Source organism: Metaclostridioides mangenotii (assembly GCF_017873185.1).
Lineage (GTDB): Bacteria > Bacillota > Clostridia > Peptostreptococcales > Peptostreptococcaceae > Metaclostridioides > Metaclostridioides mangenotii.
Window position 1 is genome coordinate 84207 of sequence record NZ_JAGGJX010000007.1, and the last position, 20370, is coordinate 104576.

The following is a 20370-nucleotide window of genomic DNA, read 5'->3' on the forward strand; positions in this document are numbered from 1 at the left end:
TTAAGTCTATCATTATATTGTAAAAATATCAACAGAAATGTCGAACCTTTTTTAATATAATATTGTTATCTTTCTCAGTAATAACAAATGTTTCCACTAAAAAAGGGTATGGATTTTTTCCCATACCCTTATTCTATCCAAATTAAATTGTTTTAATAGCTTACTTCGGACATTTTTCAACGCATAAATGACAGCCAACACATTTTTATTGGTCTACTTTATGAGCTTCTTTTAGTTAACCTTCAATTACATAGAATTTACATTGATTTTAGCAAATTAAATATTATATACAATGTTGGTTGTTAATCTTAACTTATGTGCTGTTTTGTTATATCTCCTTTGATAACTTTTGTAGGGCACTTTTTAACACACTCCATACACTCTACACACTTATCATAGTCAACTCTAGCAATCTTATCTTCGAATATAATAGCGTCGTACTTACACGCTTTAACACACATTCCACAACCTATACATCCAACTATACATTTTTCTTTTACATTTTTCCCAAATTCTTTGCTGTTACACTCTACAACTACTTCCTTGTTAGCTGGTTTTTCTTTTATAATCGCTTTAGGACATACTTCCATACATTTACCACAGTTAACACATTTTTCTTCATCTACTACAGCTATACCGTCTTTAACAGTTATAGCGTCAAATTTACAAGCATCTTTACATGTTCCAAGCCCTAAACAACCGAATTTACAAGTTTTTGCACCTGAGTTTAGAACATTTGCAGTTCTACAATCAGTTATTCCTTCGTATTCGTATTTATTCTTAGCGCTTGCACAATCACCTTTACATATTACTTTTGCAACTTTTCTTTCACCAGCTTCAGCTACAATTCCCATTATTTCTCCAACTTTAGCTGCTACATCTGCCCCACCAACAGGACAACCGTTTACTGGTGCTTTTCCTTCCACAACTGCCGCCGCAAGTCCTCCACATCCAGGGAATCCACAACCACCGCAGTTAGCTCCTGGAAGAACTTCAAGTATTGCATCTGCTCTTTCATCAGTTTCAACCGCAAACTTCTGAGAAGCAAATGCAAGTACTACTCCGAAGATCAATCCCATGATTCCTAAAACTAGTACCGAAATTACTATTGTATTCATATACATTTACCCCCAATTCTATAACTTTATAAGCCCCGTAAAACCTAAGAACGCTATCGACATAAGTCCTGCAGAAATTAAAGTTATTGGAAATCCTTTAAATGCGTCTGGTATATCTGCAAGTTCTAGTCTCTCTCTTATTCCTGCAAATAGTACGATTGCAAGGGTAAAACCTGCTCCTGCACCGAACCCATTTATAATAGTTTCAATAAGATTATATCCATTTTGAACGTTAACAAGTGCTATACCAAGTACCGCACAGTTTGTAGTTATAAGCGGTAAGAAAACCCCTAGTGCTTGGTAAAGCGATGGGCTCATTTTCTGTATTACCATCTCAACGAACTGTACTATTGAAGCTATAACTAATATAAATGCTATTGTTTGTAAAAATTCTGTATTAGTTTTTACAAGCAGCATTTGAATAAAATATGTTAAAAATGACGCCAATGTCAAAACGAAAGTAACTGCAACCCCCATACCTAAAGCAGTATCAGTCTTTTTAGATACTCCAAGGAATGGACATATCCCCAAGAATTGAGAAGTTATAACGTTATTAACAAGAACAACACTTAAAAATAAAAGTATTAAATTCATTTATCGCACCTCCACTATGCTTTCTTGCCTTTTAATTTATTAAATCCAGCGAATAAAAATCCTAGTGTTAAAAATGCACCTGGAGGCAATACAAATATTAATATTGGTTGAAATGAAGCTCCAAATAGAGACCATCCAAATATACTACCATTTCCAAGTAATTCTCTAACTGTTCCTAATACTGTAAGTGCCAAACTGAATCCAAGCCCCATACTAATTCCGTCAACTGCTGATGCTACTACTCCATTTTTTGATGCAAAACTCTCAGCACGTGCTAATAGTATACAGTTAACAACTATTAGAGGTATATAAAGACCTAAAGCCGCATCTAAAGCTGGCACATAAGCCTTAAGTAACATTCCAACTATTGTAGTAAACGTAGCTATTACAACGACAAATGCAGGTATCCTTATTTTATCTGGCACTACATTTCTTATTAGTGAAATAAAAACATTTGCACATAATAGAACCACTGCAGTAGAAAGCCCCATACCAAGTCCGTTAACCGCTGAAGTAGTTACAGCCAACGTAGGACACATACCGATAACCTGTACAAACGTTGGGTTCTCATCAATTAGCCCGTTTTTAAATATCTTAGCTAAGCTCATATATAACCCTCCTATTATTTATTTAAAGCACTATTGTAAACTTCTATTGCAGCGTTAACTCCATTAGTTACTGCTGTAGATGTAATAGTTGCTCCTGATATTGCTTGAATTTGATTTTCTCCTGAAGCACTTCCCTTAACAACCTCTAGAGCTGCTGCAGTTCTATCTTTATACTGATCTATAAAAGCTGGGTCAGCTGCTTTAGATCCTAGTCCAGGAGTTTCAGCCATAGTTCCTGTCTTTACGCCTGTGATTTTACCATCTGTAGATAGTCCAACCATAAGCTCAATAGCTCCACCATAACCACTTGGTGTAGTTTTTATAGTATATCCAACAACTTCTCCTGAATCATCAAGACCCTCGTATACTTCTGCAACCATTCCGTCACCGATGCCTTTATATACTGAATCCTTCACCTGTGCAAAATCTTTAGCTTCTGGTAAAACAGCTTGTCTTAATTCATTATTTGCTTGTATTCCTCTTTTCACTATTATTGGGGATGTTACTTCATTAGTAACTCCAAGTGCTAATGATGCTACCATACAAATTACAAGTAGGGTAAGGCCTAATTTAACCATGCTTTTCATTACTTTGCCACCTCCCCGAATACTCTGTTCTTAACATACTTATCTAAAAGTGGTGTTAATACGTTAACTAGTAATATAGAATAAGATACTCCTTCTGGATATCCTCCGTACATTCTTATAACTGCAGTAAGCACTCCTGCTACTACTGCATATATTATTTGAGCTTTTTTCGTCATTGGCGATGTTGTATAATCAGTAAGCATGAAAAAAGCACCTAACATAAGTCCACCTGCGAATAATTGATATATTGCAAACGTTAGATCAAATCCGCTAAATAAAAATGTTAATATAAAAACTGTTACTATATATGCAACTGGTATTACATAGTTTATTATTCCTTTATACATCAAGTAAATTCCACCTAGAATAAGAAGTATAGCCGAAGTCTCTCCTAAAGATCCTCCTATATTACCTACTATCATATCTGTAAGGCTTATATTGTTTTGAGCTAGAGCTGAAACTCCATCTGCCCCTTGCTTAAGGAAACTAAGTGGTGTAGCAGATGAAACTGCATCTATGTTTTTACCTATCCAGTTGGTAGCTCCTGGAGCTGTCCAAGCTGTCATAGCAACTGGGAAAGATGCTAGTAAAAACGCTCTTGATGCTAGTGCTGGGTTTAAGAAGTTATTCCCTATTCCACCAAACAACAATTTAACTACTATGATTGCAAACGCCCCTCCTAATAAACACATCCACCAAGGAAGTGATGCAGGAACGTTAAATGCTAGTAATAATCCCGTAACTACTGCAGAATAATCACCAATACTACTTTCTTTTTTCAGTAATTTTTGGAATAAAAACTCTGAACCAACTGTACCTAATATACAGAAAAACATTGCACTTAGTGCACTCAGTCTAAAGAAATAAATTCCTGCGACCGCAGCTGGAAGAAGTGCTATTGTAACTTGTTTCATTATATATGACGTATCTTCATTACTTCTAATATGAGGTGAAGACGATACTATCAATTTATTTTCCATTATTTTTCCCCCTAACTTTCTCTATTTCTTAGCTGATTGTTTTCTTCTCTTTGCCCCAATCTCGTTTTTAGCCAGTCTTATAGATTGAAGTAATGGTCTTGATGCAGGGCATATGAATGAACAAGAACCACACTCTATACAGTCCATAGCGCTGAATTTCTCTGCACTGTCAAATTCATTTCTAAGAGCGTATGCACTTATATAAAGAGGTTGTAAAAATGCTGGACATACATCCGCACATCTACCACATCTTATGCAGTTTTTCACATCAGGAATATGCGCCTCTTTTTCATTTAATAATAGAATTCCTGAAGAACCTTTATTTGTAACTATTTCTGTTGTATACTGAGCAATCCCCATCATAGGTCCACCCATAATAAATTTACCTACTGTATTATCTTTTAATCCACCACATTGGTCTATAATTTCAGATACCACAGTTCCAACTTTAGTGATTAAGTTTTTAGGTTCATTTATACCGCTACCTGTTACTGTTGTTATTCTTTCAACTAAAGGCATGCCAGTCTTAACTGATTTTGCTATTTGCGCTGCAGTTCCAACGTTATCAACAACAGCTCCAACTGCTATAGGAAGTCCACCTGATGGCACTTCTTTACCTGTACATGCAAATATAAGCTGCTTCTCAGCACCTTGTGGATACTTAACTTCTAAGCTTACAACTTCAATATTACTGTGATTTTTTGCAACCTTTGAAATGGCATCGATTGCATCTGGTTTATTCGTTTCAATTCCAATGTAACCTTTGCTTACATTAAGAGCTTTCATTAATACTCTTAAACCATAAACGACGTCTTCTGGTTTCTCAACCATTAACCTATGATCTGCTGTTAGATATGGCTCACATTCGGCTCCGTTTAGTATTACTACTTCTGCCTTACTGTCTGGTGGAGGAGATACTTTGACATGAGTTGGGAATGTTGCTCCACCCATACCAACAATACCAGCTTCCTTTATGATCTCAACAATTTCTTCTTTAGTAAGATTTTCGAGATCACCTTTTGATTTGACACTTTCATGTACTTCTTCTTTGAAATCATTTTCAATTACGATACATTGACCAGTGCCGCCTGGAATTTCGTGTTGCTCAATTGCAACTACTTTTCCCGAAACTGATGAATGAACATTCGCTGAAACAAAACCTTGTAATTCGCCTATTTTTTGACCAAACTTTACTTCATCTCCAACCTCAACTATAGGTTTTGCAGGTGCCCCTATATGTTGCTGTAGAGGAATATAAACAACTCTTGGATCTAAAGCTTTTTCAAGTGCTTTGCTATTAGAGTACTCTTTTCTATACTGAGGATGTATTCCTCCTTTAAAAGTTAAGAGTTTCATTGGTTTACCCCCTTATCAATTGAATAAACATATTTTTCTGTTCGTATTATAGTATACTATATAAATATAAAAACCTTAACAATTGTTAAAAAAAAAACAATTTATTTCAAGATATGATAAAATGAAATTAAATTTTTGTTAACTAAAAAAAGCTGTTTTTATAACAGCTTTTTTTAGTTATTATTCTATCGAAGTTATAAATTGGCAATATTCCTGAATTGATGATAACATCAATCCCATACTTATGTCATATTTCGACTCATCGATTCCCTTAATAGAAATTTCTAATTTTTCCCCTACACTTTGAGTAAATCTTAACAAACCTTCTTTAAATTCCTTCATTTCATTGTATTCGAGCTGTTTTGCACTTGTTTCAATACTCTCAATAATAGTCTTTCTATTTGACATAATATCTTTATACGTCTTTTTATTTAAATTTTCTGTGTTTTTATTATCATTCCAGAACTTAGATTCTTCTTCGAAATTTTTTGCTAGCGTATTAATATCTTTGGAAATCTCTTCTGCTGCACTATATTTATTTGTATACTTTAAAGATACAACGGGAGCTTCTAGTGTAGATACAAAAGCATCTGGAAACTTATCTTTAACTTTATCAACTGAACCCCTAGTTACCTCTTTATCAAAAGAACAAAAAGTTTGAACCTTTTTAACCCCGTCTTTTTCCATTACAGAAAATGGGATCTTGTTTAAAATCAAAGTATCTTGAATCTTTTTTAGTTTTTCAGCATTATCTTCAGATGCTATTTGAACAGTATATGCATTCCAAGAATCTATTGTAGCAATCTTTGATACTTCCTTTTCTTTGTTCTCAACTTCACTGCTATTTTCATTTGAATTGCTACTCTCCTTGTCTGTCGTATTTTTTTTCTTGTTCAACTCATCCAATTCTTTTGAAATATCCTTAGATGTTATATCGTTATTAGATAATGTATCTATTGATTTATTCCAAAATTCAACTTTGTCAGCTATATAATCCACTACGCTCGTCTCTCTAAACTTCGTATAAGAGTAAAAACATATTAGAGCTAGGCAGCAAAATGTAACTATAACTTTTCTTCTATTTGTTCTTTTTCTATTATAATAACGATTGTACATCATCTTTCTTCTATTCATTAGTTAATCCCCCCAATAATATATTCTTTGTATTTATAATATTCGTCAGGGTTGTACTTTATGATAAATACTTTATTTAAAAGTTCAAATAAAATATTTATATTAAAAATCACTTATTTGAGATATTAATAATTTTAGATATAACTAATAAGGGTGCATCAAATTTGTTTGACACACCCTTAACTCTATGTAAATAATTAAATTTAAAATTCCAGTTATTATATAATTCTTCTTGCTCCAAGTAATGCTTTAGACCAATATGATCCAGTCAAGCTATCAACTTTAACTTTATTTGGATTTGTTTGTGTTCCGCTACAATGAATAAACTTGCTATTTCCAACGTATATACCAACGTGATTTGTTACTCCATCGCCATCAGTATCAAAGTAAACTAAATCCCCTTGAGCATAATTTCCCATTGATACTGGGCTACCATAACTCGCCTGTGCTTTAGAAACTCTAGGTATACTAACCCCCACAGACTTTTCGTATACATACTTCGTAAATCCAGAGCAGTCAAATGAATTTGGACCATTTGCTCCCCATTGATACGGTATACCAATAAGTGTATACGCAAAATCAACTACTTTTGCTCCATTTCCATAAGACGGAGTTTGTCCACCTGATGTTCCACCATTATTTCCGTTACCATTATTGTTGTTATTGTTATTATTTCCAGATCCATTAGACCCACCTTCGTTTGGAGATTCATTAGTCTCAGATACATAGTCTCCACTTACCCATCCAGTAGTTCCATTTTGCATTTTTACTTTGTACCAACCGCTTTTAAGCTCAAGCAATTGTACTACATCACCACCATTAAGCTTTCCAACAACTGAATAACCAGTTCCTGCACCACTTCTTACATTTAACCTTATTCCAAATCTTATCTTTCCTTTTTTGCCTTGAACATTTGTACTTCCTGAATTTCCTTTATCTCCTGAATTTGACCCCGATCCTACACTTTCATTCGTTTTAACTATGTACTGACTTGTAACCCAACCAACTGTACCATTGCTAAGTTTAACTTTGTACCAGCCATTAGATAGTTCTAGTAGTTTGAGAACTTCCCCATTATTAGCTTTTCCAACGATACCATAGTTTGTCCCAGGTCCACTTCTAACATTTAATCTAGAACCAACAGCAACTTTACCATTTCCACTTTGTGCAGTTGAACCTCCATTATTTGAAGATCCTGATGAAGAGCCTGAATTAGATCCCGCTGATGAATCAAGAGATATGTACTGTGCGCTTCCCCAGCCTACTAAACTGTTTGAAACCTTAACTTTGTACCAACCATTTGATTTATCAAGTATTTCTACACTAGCTCCTTTATAAGCTAATCCTACTTTTGCAGAATCAATACTTGGATTGCTTCTAATATTTAAAGCTCCAGCAGTTACTACTCCCTTTTGAAGTGCACTTGCATCTACTGTATTAACTGCGATTGCCACAGCTCCTATTCCTAGTGCGGTAATTGCTTTTTTCAACCTTATCAACTCCCTAAATTAGATTACATGTAAAAACTTTATTTATGTAAATTTTTTATATTTTAAGATTTATCTTTCTTTTTGTGGAATTATCTCTATCCAATAGTTGTCTGGATCTGATATAAAGTAGATACCCATTGCCTCATTCTCAAAGCAAATACAGTCCATTTCCCTATGTAATTTTTTAGCACCTTCAAAATCGTCTACTTCTAGTGCCAAGTGAAATTCATTATCCCCTAAGTTGTACTCTCTATCCCAGTCTCTTAACCAAGTTAATTCCAAGTTGTGAGCTGTTTTGCCATCGCCAAGGTACACAAGTACAAAGCTTCCATCTTGAGCCTCTTTGCGTCTTACTTCTTTTAAGTTTAAAGCCTTATTGTAAAACTCTATACTTTTTTCTAGATTAGTTACATTATAGTTGTTATGACTAAATTTAAAGTTCATATCTATCCCCTCCTAAACTATACTAAATCCCTGATATTAACATTATACCAAATATATACATTAAATACATTATTTTATTACAATATTATAAATATTACCACATAAAAGTTATATGTAGGTTGCGTAGCTTATTAGCTTAACAATTATTAATAAATTCTTAATCTTTATTAAGTGGCGCAAAAATTAATAGGGTATACAAAATTGTCAATATCATTTTTGTATACCCTATTATTCTATTTAAATAAATCAATTAAACATTCATCTTTTCTTTTACTATACTGTCGATTATCTTCCTTCTTATATCTTCTGCGCTGTTGTCTTCATCTGTATCTATATCTAATATTCTTGCTATATTCTTCATATCCCCTCGAGTCTTCGATTTGTAACTTTCTATCAATTCTTCCTTTATAATTTCTGGCTCTAATACATACTCATCTTCTCCTCTTTTTAAAAGTATGTATTTTTTAGAATAAAAACTTTTGTTTTGATAGATATGGTTAGAGACTCTTCTTAATAAATTGCTATATGATAATTTTCCACGCATCTCTACTCCGATGTACTTTGAAAATTCAAATAGTTCTTTCTTAGTCTTAAAAAGCGCCTCTCTTTTAATTATCTTCGCAATAGCTGTTGAGTTTTTTTGATATGAGCACTCGTTTAAAATCCTTGAATACACCTTTTTATTACTACCAAATGATTTATACTTGGATATATTTTTGTCGATAACTTTTTCAAGATTCCCTTCAAAGTATTTTCCTGCTCCCTTTTTAGATGCAAATCCTTGAAGTTCATTTTGGGCCATATCAAGTATCAATTTTTTTAATTCTTCTTTTTTTATCATAGATTCCATGATTCACCCTCCTCTAACTAGTTATATTATATTCAAATTAAATAGTTAATGTTCTAAGAAAGATATTACATAATATAATCAAAACATTAAAAGACCCTTATTGGGGGAAATAAGGGTCTATAAAATGGGGGGAGATTGAGTATGTTTGATTTTACATTAATTATTATGTCCGTTTAAAATAGATTTATACAAAAGTTTAAAAAATATTTAAATATATTTTTAATTTAAATAAAATAGCAAAATAAAGAGCCCTTATGTAGTATGTATACTAGCTAAGGGCTCTTTATAAGCAAACTTTACTCTATTCCTTTTAATTCAAATCCAAGGTCTTCTATAACTTCGCTTAATTTATTCTCTTGAACACTTTCGTCCATATCAACTAGTGCGTATTTATCTTCTAAGCTTACTTCTAAAACTTTTACACCTTCTATATCTTCAGTAAGTGCAGTTGTCACATGATTTACACAGTGTCCACAGCTCATACCTTCTATAAGTAATTTCTTTTTCATAAGTATCCTCCATATTAATTTATTCATTAGTTTTTATATTAAGGTTTGTTATACCTTCATATACATCAAAATCATTTGGCTCTATTTTTCCATCAAGTCTTTTGTTTGTTACAATGTGATTATTTCTTACAAGCAAGCTTATAAATCCAACATTATCGTTGATATTTCTTTGCATTTTTCCATATAAATTTCTAATTTTATCTTTTGATGTTTCTTTATCCAATTGAGTCATATATCCACTTAATTTCTCATCAGAGTATCCACTGTACTCTATAATTTGTTTAACATCCGGTACATTAGATAATACCCATCCTGTTACAGCTAAATCATAATTATTTGTATTCATAGCTTTTTCAAGATCTTCAAAAGATAGTTGCTCAACAGTTGAATTAATTCCTACTGATTTAAGATTAGAACTGATAAGATTAGCTGTTTTTACTCTTTCGATGTTATCCTTGTTTACAACTATGCTTAAATCTATATCGTCCAAACTCTTGATTTTTTGGTTCTTATTTTTATTTATGTTAGAGACATTATTAGTTTTTATATCGACATCTTTATTTGAATCTAGATTCTTATTAGTTTTATCATTAATTGAATTATTAACTTGCTTGTCTCCAGATTCTTTATCAGCATTATTGTTAGCTTGAGCTTCTTTTTCTTTATCTCCATCTAGATCATCATTTTGTCCGCCATTATCAACATTGTTTTGATCTACGACTTTATTGCTATCAGGAGTTTTATTTTTGTTCTCTACTTTATCATTAATATCGTTTTTATTATTAGATACACCTGTTTTATTAGAATCTTTATTGTCTTCTCCTGTAAACTTGACTTTATCTAAGTAACTTTTGGCTTTTTCCTTACTAAATTCTAACTGACCTATTTTATCATTATAGTACTCTGACTTAGAATTTAGAGGAAAATTAACCATTGTAGCATCGCTCATATACCCCTCTTCAAATAAATTTTTTCTATTAATTGAGTGGGCTATTGCTTTTCTAAAATCGCTATTTTGTAGGTAGCTTTTGTTGAAATTAAACGATACAAACTCGTACTCTCTACCCTGGTATTTAGTTATATTAAACTTTTCTTCTTGAAATTTACTCAAATCATTAATTGTTACATCTGTTATATCACTGTCTAATGACATCACCATCGAAACTCTAGCCTCTTCATCTGGAACTGTCTTTACTTTTACCTGTTTAATATCCTTAGGCTGATCAAGGTAGTAATCATCATTGGCAGTCAATATCATATTTTCACGTTCTGAGTAACTCTCAATCTTGTACTGTCCATTTCCAATAAGATTATTTTTTTCCACCTCTACATCTTTAGATCCTAGATCACTTGATACTATCGGAAAAACTAGCTTGTTAGTAGGAAAAGCTTCACTAGATTTGAACTTTATTGTAAGTTTTTTACTGCCATTTACCGTTACAGATGCAATATTTTCAGTTAAGCTCTTATAAATGCTCTGTGGTGTCTTATTTATAAGATCAATTGTATAATTTACGTCTGAGGCTGTAACATCTTTACCATTGTGCCATCTAGCATCTTTAAGCTCAATATCTATACTCATTCCATCTGCTGATATAGAGTATTCTTTAACTAATTGAGGCACTACATTGTAGTTTTTATCTATTTCGAACAACCCATCGTAAATCATGTTCATAATATAAGATACCGACTCATCGGTATTAATTATAGGGTTAATAGTCTTTGGTTTTACCATTGTTAAATTTATATACTTTGAATCACTATAGACCTTGCTCTTTTCGTCATTATTTCCAGTTAGTTCACTTGGACTACATCCGCTTACTAGAACCACTGAAACAAGGGTTGCTATTAACATCTTTAGTTTTTTCATACTTGTATTCCCTTTCTACTTAGATTCACTATCCCCGTATATTTTTTTGTATTCTTTGTAGTACTTTTTGACCTTATATACATAGTTCGAGGTTTGATCAAAAGGTATAGAATGTAAATTTTCTCCGTCTTTACTGTATTTATCATCTTCTAGCCATTTTTTTACATTTCCAGAACCGCCATTGTATGCAGCTATTACAAGATCCAACTTTCCAAACTCATCGTATAGTTTGCTTAAATACCAGCATCCTATCCTTATATTAGTTTCTGGATCAAAAATATCCACATCTTTGATTTTTAGCTCTTCAGCTGCCCAATCGCGCGTTATATCTCTTATCTGCATCAAACCCTTAGCATCTTTCTTTGATACAGCATTAGAGTTAAATTTGCTTTCAACTTTTATGACACTATACACTATATTTTTATCCAAATTAAATTCTTTAGAATATTTATCCACATATTCCGAATATTTTTGAGGATATATAAATTTATGTACAACCTTCTTTTCATATAAATATGAGCCAAATAAGATGATAAAAATAAATAAAACAACTATTTTTCTCTTATTCACACCAATTCTCCTTCATATATACCATAAATTTATACGCTTTTTCATTTAACTCTGAATAGGTACCTGAATTATCTATAATATAGTCTGCAATTTTCGCTTTTTCATTCTGGCTCATTTGAGAGTTAATTCTATTTAAAGCTTCCTCTTTTGTACATTTATCTCTTTTTTGTACTCTTCTTATCTGTTCATCTATATTGCATGTAACTACCAACAGCTTATCTACAATTTCAGTATATCCATGCTCAATTAAAATAGCTGCGTCGATAACTGTTATGGATTTATTTAAATTTTTAAAATATTCTATCCTAGATAGTATTACTTCTTGTATCATTGGATGCGTTAAAGAATTTAGTTTTTCAAGTCTCTCTTCATCTTTAAATACTATACTTCCAAGTTTTTTTCTGTTTAGTGTTTTGTCTTCGTTTCGAATTTCATATCCAAACTCTTCGTATATCTTTTTCGAAAAATTTTCATCTTCCATTATTTCTCTTGCAACTTTGTCGGCATCTATTACATCGATACCGTTTCTTATAAATATTTTAGATAGGCTGCTTTTCCCACAGCCTATATTTCCAGTAAGTCCTAATATTAACATATCTAAATCACCTACTTAACGTCATACCAAGAATTTCCAACATTTAAATCTACATCTAAATGCACATCCATCTGTATAGCATTTTCCATTTCTTCTTTTACTATAATTTTTACTTCTTCTATTTCATCATCCGTAGTTTCAACTATAAGCTCATCGTGAACTTGAAGTATAAGTTTAGATTTAAGAGAGCTCTCTTCAAGTTTTTTGTGAACATTTACCATTGCTATTTTTATTATATCTGCTGCACTTCCTTGTATAGGTGCATTCATCGCAAACCTTTTTCCTCTATTTCTCTCAACAAAATTCGAGGATTTTATCTCTGGGATATATCTTCTTCTATTTAGAATAGTAGTTGCATATCCAGTTTCAGTTGCTTTTTCGATTGTATCGTCCATAAACTCTTTGATTTTGCTGTATTTTGCAAAGTAACTTTCTATATACTCTTTTGCTTTTGGTACAGAAATATTTAAATCATCTGCTAATCCAAAGTCAGATTTTCCGTATATAATACCGAAGTTTACAGCTTTTGCAGCACTTCTCAACTCTAAAGTTACATCTTTTGTATCAACACCGAATACTTGAGATGCTGTCTTAGTATGAATATCTTCATATTCCTTAAAAGCTTCAATCATATTTTCATCTTGACTCATATGGGCAAGAACTCTAAGCTCAACTTGAGAGTAGTCCGCATCTACAAGCTGGCAACCCTCTCCTGAAATAAATACTTTACGAATTTCCCTACCTATTTCCATTCTAACTGGGATGTTTTGAAGGTTTGGATCAGTTGATGAAATTCTTCCTGTTGTAGTAATTGTTTGATTAAATGAAGAATGTATCCTATTACTTATAGGGTTTATAATGCCTAGTAATCCTTCAACATAAGTCGAATTAAGCTTAGTAATCTGTCTGTATTCAGTAATTTTTTCTACAATAGGATGCTTATCATGAAGTTTTTCAAGTACATCTGCATTTGTTGAGTACCCTGTTTTAGTTTTTTTCACAACTGGAAGTTCTAGTTTTTCAAATAGTATAACACCCAATTGCTTTGGTGAATTTATATTAAACTTTTCTCCAGATAATTCAAATATTTCTTTTTCTAGAGTTTCTATTATTTCTTTAAATTTTACACCCAATTCATTTAGCTTCTCTCTATCAACCATAATGCCGACAAATTCCATATGTCCTAAAACTTCCACAAGCGGCATTTCTACATGGTAGAATAAACCATCCATTTCCATCTCAACTAATTTACTCTCCATTTGAGGTATAACTTCAGATACAGTTTTAATTACACTTCCGATATAGTTAGATAGCTCTTCTAGGTTAAGGTCTTCGTACTTTTTAGCTTTTACTCCTTTACCTAGTAAATCTTCCTTTGATTTTACATTTTTTGAAAGGTATTTCATTGCTATTGCTGAACAATCATAAGAAGTAGAGGATGTCGAGTCGATTAAGTACTCTGCAATCGATATGTCAAAGTGAATATTATTTAATTCAATTTCATATGGTTTTAGAGCTGTGTAGTCTTCTTTTAGGCTGTAACCAAGTTTTTTAATTTCATAATCTGATAAAATCTCAGATAATTTTTCTATCTCGTCTTCAGCTACATAGTATATCTCTTTTCCATCTATGCTTATAAACATGTATATTATATTTTTCTCTAGTATATTACCTTCTCTAGATACACTTTTTAAGATTAACTTTTTCTCTTCTTTTGCTTTTTTCATAAAATCAGAAATATTATCAAGCCTTTTAACTTCAATGATTTCCTCTTCAACTTCCTCACCGTTTAGAGTAGATATTCTAGTAAGTAGACTATTAAATCCAAAGTATCTAATTTTTTCAGTAAGTTCATTTTGATTATAGTCCCCAAATACCATACTCTCAAGATCAACATCAATAGGAACATCCCTTATAATTGTAGCTAGTCTCTTACTCATAATAGCTGTTTCTTTGTTTTCTTCTATTTTTTTCTTCACATTTCCCTTTAACTTATCTATATTTTCTAATATATTCTCTATATTTGAAAATTCTTTAATAAGCTTTATCCCAGTCTTTTCTCCTATACCAGGCACTCCAGGTATATTATCTGATTTATCCCCCATCAATCCTTTTAAATCTATAAATTGATCAGGTGTCATCTCATATCTTTCAACTACAGAATCGTAATTGTACTCTTCTACCTCACCTACTCCTTTTTTAGTAATAAGAGTAGTCGTATTATTTGAAGCTAACTGAATAGCATCTTTATCTCCAGTAACTATATATACTTTAAAACCTGCCTCTTCACCTCTTTTAGAAACAGTACCAATTATATCATCAGCTTCATAACCGTCTATCTCTAGCCTATTGATATTGAACTTGTCCAATAAATCTTTTAAAGGTTCAAACTGCTCTCTAAGCTCATCAGGCATCTTTTTTCTTCCAGCCTTGTAATCATCAAACTCTAAATGTCTAAAAGTAGGCGCTTTTCTATCAAACGCGACACTTATATGTGTCGGTTTATATGTATCAATTGTCTTCAATAACATTGTAGTAAAGCCGTAAATCGCGTTAGTTTTAAGTCCTTCTTTATTGTTCATTTCCGGTAGAGCATAAAAAGCTCTATTAATTATCGAGTTTCCATCTATAATAACCAAAGTTTTATCCAAATCAATCACTCCTAATTTAGTCAAATTTCTTATGTATACTATACATAAAAAATTTATGATAAATATATTACCATAAATATATTTTGCAACTAATATATAATATTTCCATATTTTCTGTTTAAATCCATTACTTTAGATTTTATTTTACATAATATAAATCATATCATAAAATGAAAATAAAATCAGATAAAGCTACAATCTAATCGTAATTTTTTGATCTAATTTTAATTCAAATAAATAAAATTTCAATTTTTAAAAATTATATTAAATTTAAATATATTGCAATCGATTTTTATTTTTGTTATAATATTAAAGGTACGAGCCGCTGTGATGGAATAGGCAGACGTAGTGGATTCAAAATCCACCGGTAGTGATACCGTGCCGGTTCGAATCCGGCCAGCGGCACCAGTAAAAAAGAGTTATCTTAAATTTAGATAACTCTTTTTCTATGTTTAAAATTCTACACACTTATTTAATCTAAAATTCTACCAATCACGCTCTGCTATGGCACCCAAACATATATCTATATCAAACCGTTTTAATATATATAACATCTCCACCTATAGATTCCCTTGTAATGGTCTCTATTTTACTATCATTTTCATCAAACTCTTCTTGTAACTCATTATCATAAATTTTTTCAATCTCATCGTAAGTAGTTTGTTCTTCTAAAAAGCTTATTACGGTCTCAATATAGCCTTTGACCTTATCTACCAATAACTCCGGATAATATTCATTAATGTACATATCTTATTATAGTTTGTAATTGCTATCAAATTTTTAGCTACTATGTATTCTTTCATTTATCTCTCCTCTTTAATAAATACTCCTGTTAAAATTAACTTAAATACACCCCTGTAAACTCTAATCAAACATTATTTGAAAAGACTTTAAGTATTATCTATTTTTAATTTGATTTTCCAATAAACATATATGATTTTTAAGTAAATCAATTTGATTGGATAAATCTTCACTTTGATTATTATCATCGCTATTTGCCTGAGACTGTGCAGCTGCAGTAAGTATATTTTGCCCCATATTTACAAGGAAGTTACCAAGCGCATTTTGTTCATTTACATCTAAATCATCAATCAGTAAAATTCCTATTATTGAGGAAAGAAGAGAGAACTGCTTTGCAGGTATATTAAAGAAACATGAATTATTTTTATTAACGGTTTTTGTTTGTCCGCTCTTAGCCATATAATCATCACCCCTACTATCTATCATATGAAAAAATATAAATATGGTTCAGATTTGAAATTAATATCAAATTTATAGTAAATTTAACAAAAAAATAATATTTTTTTACCAAATTCCCAGTTTTACTATTTAGACGACCAGTTTTGCAAATTCTATTGCCATATTTTGTAAAAAAATATATGATGTAATTAGAATATACAAATGATACATATTCAAACTTTTTACACAAAGAAGGTTTAACCGCCTTCTTCTTTTTTTACCCATTTTTAAATAACAGGGCTAGCCCTAGAACTTAATGAAAAATTAGTTCTGGGACTAGCCCTTTACTTATATATTTGAATCTATTATAAATTAGTTTTGCCACCGAATTAGTAGTTTCGGTGGTATATAACATTTTTTATTCTAAACGACAAAATTCCAACAGTCTTAACTGTTGGAATTTAGCCGTAGTAGCAACTATATTGAGGATGTTAGGGAAAGTTACTACTACAATAGGGTATTATATTATGGTTTTTAAACTATTCTTTCTATATACATAATACTGCTACTATATGAATTTGGTATGAGTTTTATATAAAAAAAATGTGAAATTTATTTATTAAAAACTACTTTTACTAAATTGATCTCTTTACAGCCCATATGGAAACATATAATATAGGTTGTACAATGAAATCTAAATACATATTTTTGATAGACCTCATATTTCTCAGCTCCTAGATTTCCGAGCTTATAAATAAAAATAGCAGCTCAGAAAGTATTTTACTACTTCTTAACTGCTATTATTTCCTTAATTAATAGATTTTATTACATTTAATGTACAACTCTCTAATTTATAAGTTTTTTACAATCTGTTCATCAATGTTTGACCTAATATATCTATTTAAAAGTATCTCTTCAATAGTTAGATCACTTAGATTTCCGAGTTCATAACTTTTTTCATCTATCTTTCTTATCTCAACTCTTCCATCTGCAAAGATATAAATTTTATCGTATTTATATCTATTGTCTTTAAAGTCATCATCTACGTACTTAACATTAATTTCATCGAGCTCTAGAATTCTACCTTTGCTAGAAATTCTGACGCTATTGCCTTTTTTAGAAAGACTTGTATATCTAATATGGTCTTTTAATTCAAGTTTTTCACTATTATTTTCTTTATCTACAACCCAAATGACTTTATCTTTATATTTCTCTAAATTCTTTAGAAGAAATCGGTCAGCTTTAAAATTGTCAATTCTAATTACTACAAGATCAAAGTTATCAAGCATATATCTAAACACGTCATTTATATTTTTATTAGTTATAATATTTTTGCCTACTACTTCAATTATTCTACAGCCTTTATCACATATGGTTTCCAACACATTCACTATTTTAGAGCTATTGGCCTTTTCGATCCTCTCGCCTTCTAACTCTAATACCATGTAAATAGGTATAAAATATTCGGTAGTCCCAGTTATTTCAACTACATCCGGAAATTTAACTGCCTCCTCATAAAAATCTAAAAATATATTATGATATAGCTTTAATAGTGGAATATGAGTTTTAAATTTATTAGTGCTAAAACCATATCTTTCCTCTATAATCTTTTGAATTTCCAGAGTGCTTTTGCTTCCGTCACACTCCGCTAATGTAAGTAATTCTTCAGAACCTAAGGTGTCAATATATATTGTTTTTAACATGTCTTTGTTATCACTTTCGATTGAGCTGATAATTATATTCTCATCAGGACATATATGTGCCCTTGTTTCCTCAAGTAATTTTGGATACTTATGTTTAATTGACTCGTAAAATAGTTCAATATCATCAGTATTTTTCATATATTGTTTACACTCCTAACCTTTTGAATATTACCTCTTAAAAATATCACTTAGATCATTTTAATTCAATATATTTTCATAAGTGGCACTTGAATCTACAAAACTGGACAAAAATCACTAAATTATCATAAGATAACTCGGTCTTTATGTGGTATTTTATCTTTATTTGCTGTGTAAATTACTGTAAACACCTTTTTGTGCTATCAGCTCTTCGTGTGTACCTCTTTCTTCAATCCCTTTATCTGTTAAAACTATTATCTCATCTGCATTTTTAATTGTAGATAATCTATGTGCTACAATTAAACTTGTCCTATCTTTGCTTAGATCTTCTAAAGATTCTTGTATTTCTCTTTCTGTTACATTATCTAGCGCAGATGTAGCTTCATCAAGAATTATTATAGGTGGATTTTTAAGGAATATTCTCGCTATAGAAATTCTCTGTTTTTGACCTCCTGATAGCTTAACTCCTCTTTCTCCTATATAAGTCTCATAACCATGTGGTTGTGTGCATACAAAGTCATGTATTTTAGCTTTTTTAGCAGCCTCAATCATATCTTCATCAGTAGCATTAGGATTACCACACATAATATTTTCCCTTATTGTACCAGTAAATAAGAATACTTCCTGTTGAACAACACCTACATTTCTTCTTAGAGATTTTAAGCTAGCATCTCTTATACTAGTTCCATCTATGGTAATCTCACCACTATCGTATTCATAGAAACGAGGTAGTAAGTTACATATAGTAGTTTTTCCTCCTCCAGATGGACCAACCAAAGCAACGGTTTTTCCTGCATCAATAGTAAGATTTAGATCTTTAAGAACTTCTGTATTATCTTCATATGTAAAAGATACTTCTTTAAATTCGATTTTCCCTTTAATATCTTTAAGCTCAATAGGATTTGATTTTTCTTTTTGTTGATCCTCATCTAGTATTTCTTTAAATCTTTTAAATCCTGTCATACCGTTTTGGTACTGCTCAGTAAAGTTTATAAGCTTTTTCATCGGTTGCGTAAACATCTTTACATACAGAATGTACGCCGCAAAATCACCTATTGTAATCTTACCATTATAAGTAAAATAACCACCTGCGATTACCGCTATCCACTCCAATATGTCCATATATAAATTCATACCTGAGTAATACTCAGCCATTGCTTTGTACGATTTCTCTCTTGCTCTTCTAAATTTATTATTGCTATTATTAAACTTCTGTAATTCTTCATTCTCATTAGAAAAAGACTTAGTTACTGTCATCCCAGCTATACTGTTTTCCAAAGTTGCATTGACATCACCAATTGTTACTCTACTCTCCATAAAAGCATCATTCATCTTATCTTTTTTTATAACAGCAAACCAAACTATAAATGGAAGAATTGCAAATATCAACAAGGTAAGCGGTACATTTATATCTACAAGAATAAAGAATGAACCAATTAACATGACTATTGAAATAAATAAGTCCTCAGGACCATGGTGGGCCAATTCTGTGACATCCATCAAGTCGTTTACTATCCTAGACATAGTAACCCCTGATTTATTGTTATCAAAATATGTGTTAGGTAGTCTCTGTAAATGTGTGAATACTTCATTTCTCATATCTGCCTGCATTCCTACACCAACAACATGTCCCCAATACTGCATAAAATAGTTAAGCCCTGCTTTAAGTATAAATATAGCTATAAGTACAACTGCAAATATTACAAGCATCCTAAAATTTTTATCAGGGACAATATCATCCATTATATTTCTAGTTATCATAGGATAAACTAAATCACATAATGAAAATAGAAATGCTGCTATTAGATCAATTATAAACAGCTTTTTATACGGTTTATAGTATTTTATAAAATCTTTTATCATAACTCTTATTTCCTCCTGTCTAAATTATATATAAATTCTCCTAAGTAGTGTATTATATTTATAAGATTTCAACAAAAAATCCCACAATAATAATCAGTTTTTGTGAAATAAGAATAATTATGATACATATT

The 20370-nt window shown here is 31.3% G+C and carries 18 protein-coding genes, 1 tRNA gene and 2 pseudogenes; 1 reads left to right on the forward strand and 20 read right to left on the reverse strand.

What is annotated here, in order from left to right; translation table 11 throughout:
* Positions 1-160 precede the first annotated feature (160 nt).
* The 16 genes and pseudogenes from J2Z43_RS15455 to polA form a co-directional block, all read right to left on the reverse strand.
* Positions 161-205: pseudogene (locus J2Z43_RS15455) on the reverse strand (4Fe-4S binding protein); the annotation flags it as partial.
* Positions 206-1118 (reverse strand): annotated as a pseudogene (locus tag J2Z43_RS13060) (RnfABCDGE type electron transport complex subunit B).
* An 18-nt stretch (positions 1119-1136) separates the two neighbouring features.
* On the reverse strand, positions 1137-1712 hold the full coding sequence (rsxA, locus tag J2Z43_RS13065) for an electron transport complex subunit RsxA (RefSeq protein WP_209457561.1): 576 nt from the start codon (positions 1710-1712) through the stop codon (positions 1137-1139).
* Between the two features lie 14 nt (positions 1713-1726).
* On the reverse strand, positions 1727-2320 hold the full coding sequence (locus tag J2Z43_RS13070) for an RnfABCDGE type electron transport complex subunit E (protein ID WP_209457562.1): 594 nt from the start codon (positions 2318-2320) through the stop codon (positions 1727-1729).
* Between the two features lie 14 nt (positions 2321-2334).
* Positions 2335-2907 (reverse strand): RnfABCDGE type electron transport complex subunit G, encoded by a 573-nt coding sequence (locus J2Z43_RS13075; protein ID WP_209457563.1) that lies wholly within the window; start codon positions 2905-2907, stop codon positions 2335-2337.
* On the reverse strand, positions 2907-3887 hold the full coding sequence (locus J2Z43_RS13080; protein ID WP_209457564.1) for an RnfABCDGE type electron transport complex subunit D: 981 nt from the start codon (positions 3885-3887) through the stop codon (positions 2907-2909). The genes J2Z43_RS13075 and J2Z43_RS13080 overlap by 1 nt, the downstream gene beginning before the upstream one ends.
* A gap of 21 nt (positions 3888-3908) precedes the next feature.
* A complete protein-coding gene (gene rsxC, locus J2Z43_RS13085; RefSeq protein WP_209457565.1) occupies positions 3909-5243 on the reverse strand; it encodes an electron transport complex subunit RsxC in 1335 nt (444 codons plus the stop codon).
* Positions 5244-5423: 180 nt separating this feature from the next.
* Positions 5424-6377 (reverse strand): hypothetical protein, encoded by a 954-nt coding sequence (locus tag J2Z43_RS13090; RefSeq protein WP_209457566.1) that lies wholly within the window; start codon positions 6375-6377, stop codon positions 5424-5426.
* 218 nt (positions 6378-6595) lie between these two features.
* A complete protein-coding gene (locus J2Z43_RS13095; protein WP_209457567.1) occupies positions 6596-7867 on the reverse strand; it encodes a C40 family peptidase in 1272 nt (423 codons plus the stop codon).
* A 69-nt stretch (positions 7868-7936) separates the two neighbouring features.
* Complete coding sequence (locus J2Z43_RS13100; RefSeq protein ID WP_209457568.1) at positions 7937-8311, reverse strand: VOC family protein; 375 nt, start codon at positions 8309-8311, stop codon at positions 7937-7939.
* A 250-nt stretch (positions 8312-8561) separates the two neighbouring features.
* Entirely contained in the window at positions 8562-9161 is a 600-nt protein-coding gene (locus J2Z43_RS13105; RefSeq protein WP_209457569.1) for a hypothetical protein, read from the reverse strand.
* Positions 9162-9457: 296 nt separating this feature from the next.
* Positions 9458-9670: a heavy-metal-associated domain-containing protein gene (locus tag J2Z43_RS13110; RefSeq protein WP_209457570.1), complete on the reverse strand. Its 213-nt coding sequence runs from the start codon at positions 9668-9670 to the stop codon at positions 9458-9460.
* A gap of 19 nt (positions 9671-9689) precedes the next feature.
* Complete coding sequence (locus J2Z43_RS13115; RefSeq protein ID WP_209457571.1) at positions 9690-11540, reverse strand: ABC transporter substrate-binding protein; 1851 nt, start codon at positions 11538-11540, stop codon at positions 9690-9692.
* A 15-nt stretch (positions 11541-11555) separates the two neighbouring features.
* Positions 11556-12110 carry a lytic transglycosylase domain-containing protein gene (locus J2Z43_RS13120; protein WP_209457572.1) on the reverse strand — a complete coding sequence of 185 codons (555 nt, stop codon included), beginning with the start codon at positions 12108-12110 and terminating at the stop codon, positions 11556-11558.
* Positions 12103-12705 (reverse strand): dephospho-CoA kinase, encoded by a 603-nt coding sequence (gene coaE / locus J2Z43_RS13125; RefSeq protein WP_209457573.1) that lies wholly within the window; start codon positions 12703-12705, stop codon positions 12103-12105. The genes J2Z43_RS13120 and coaE overlap by 8 nt, the downstream gene beginning before the upstream one ends.
* 11 nt (positions 12706-12716) lie before the next feature.
* Positions 12717-15356, reverse strand: coding sequence for a DNA polymerase I (gene polA, locus J2Z43_RS13130; RefSeq protein ID WP_209457574.1), 2640 nt, complete (start codon positions 15354-15356; stop codon positions 12717-12719).
* A 321-nt stretch (positions 15357-15677) separates the two neighbouring features.
* Between polA and J2Z43_RS13135 the strand changes: the two genes are divergently transcribed.
* Positions 15678-15764: transfer RNA gene (locus tag J2Z43_RS13135), tRNA-Leu, on the forward strand.
* A gap of 120 nt (positions 15765-15884) precedes the next feature.
* Here the strand turns inward: J2Z43_RS13135 and J2Z43_RS13140 are convergent.
* The 4 genes from J2Z43_RS13140 to J2Z43_RS13155 form a co-directional block, all read right to left on the reverse strand.
* Positions 15885-16103 carry a DUF5713 family protein gene (locus J2Z43_RS13140; protein ID WP_234926407.1) on the reverse strand — a complete coding sequence of 73 codons (219 nt, stop codon included), beginning with the start codon at positions 16101-16103 and terminating at the stop codon, positions 15885-15887.
* Positions 16104-16253: 150 nt separating this feature from the next.
* Positions 16254-16583, reverse strand: a complete 330-nt coding sequence (locus J2Z43_RS13145; RefSeq protein WP_209457575.1) for a hypothetical protein — start codon at positions 16581-16583, stop codon at positions 16254-16256.
* Positions 16584-17386: 803 nt separating this feature from the next.
* On the reverse strand, positions 17387-18376 hold the full coding sequence (locus tag J2Z43_RS13150) for a hypothetical protein (protein ID WP_209457576.1): 990 nt from the start codon (positions 18374-18376) through the stop codon (positions 17387-17389).
* Positions 18377-18538: 162 nt separating this feature from the next.
* On the reverse strand, positions 18539-20239 hold the full coding sequence (locus J2Z43_RS13155; RefSeq protein WP_209457577.1) for an ABC transporter ATP-binding protein: 1701 nt from the start codon (positions 20237-20239) through the stop codon (positions 18539-18541).
* Positions 20240-20370 lie beyond the last annotated feature (131 nt).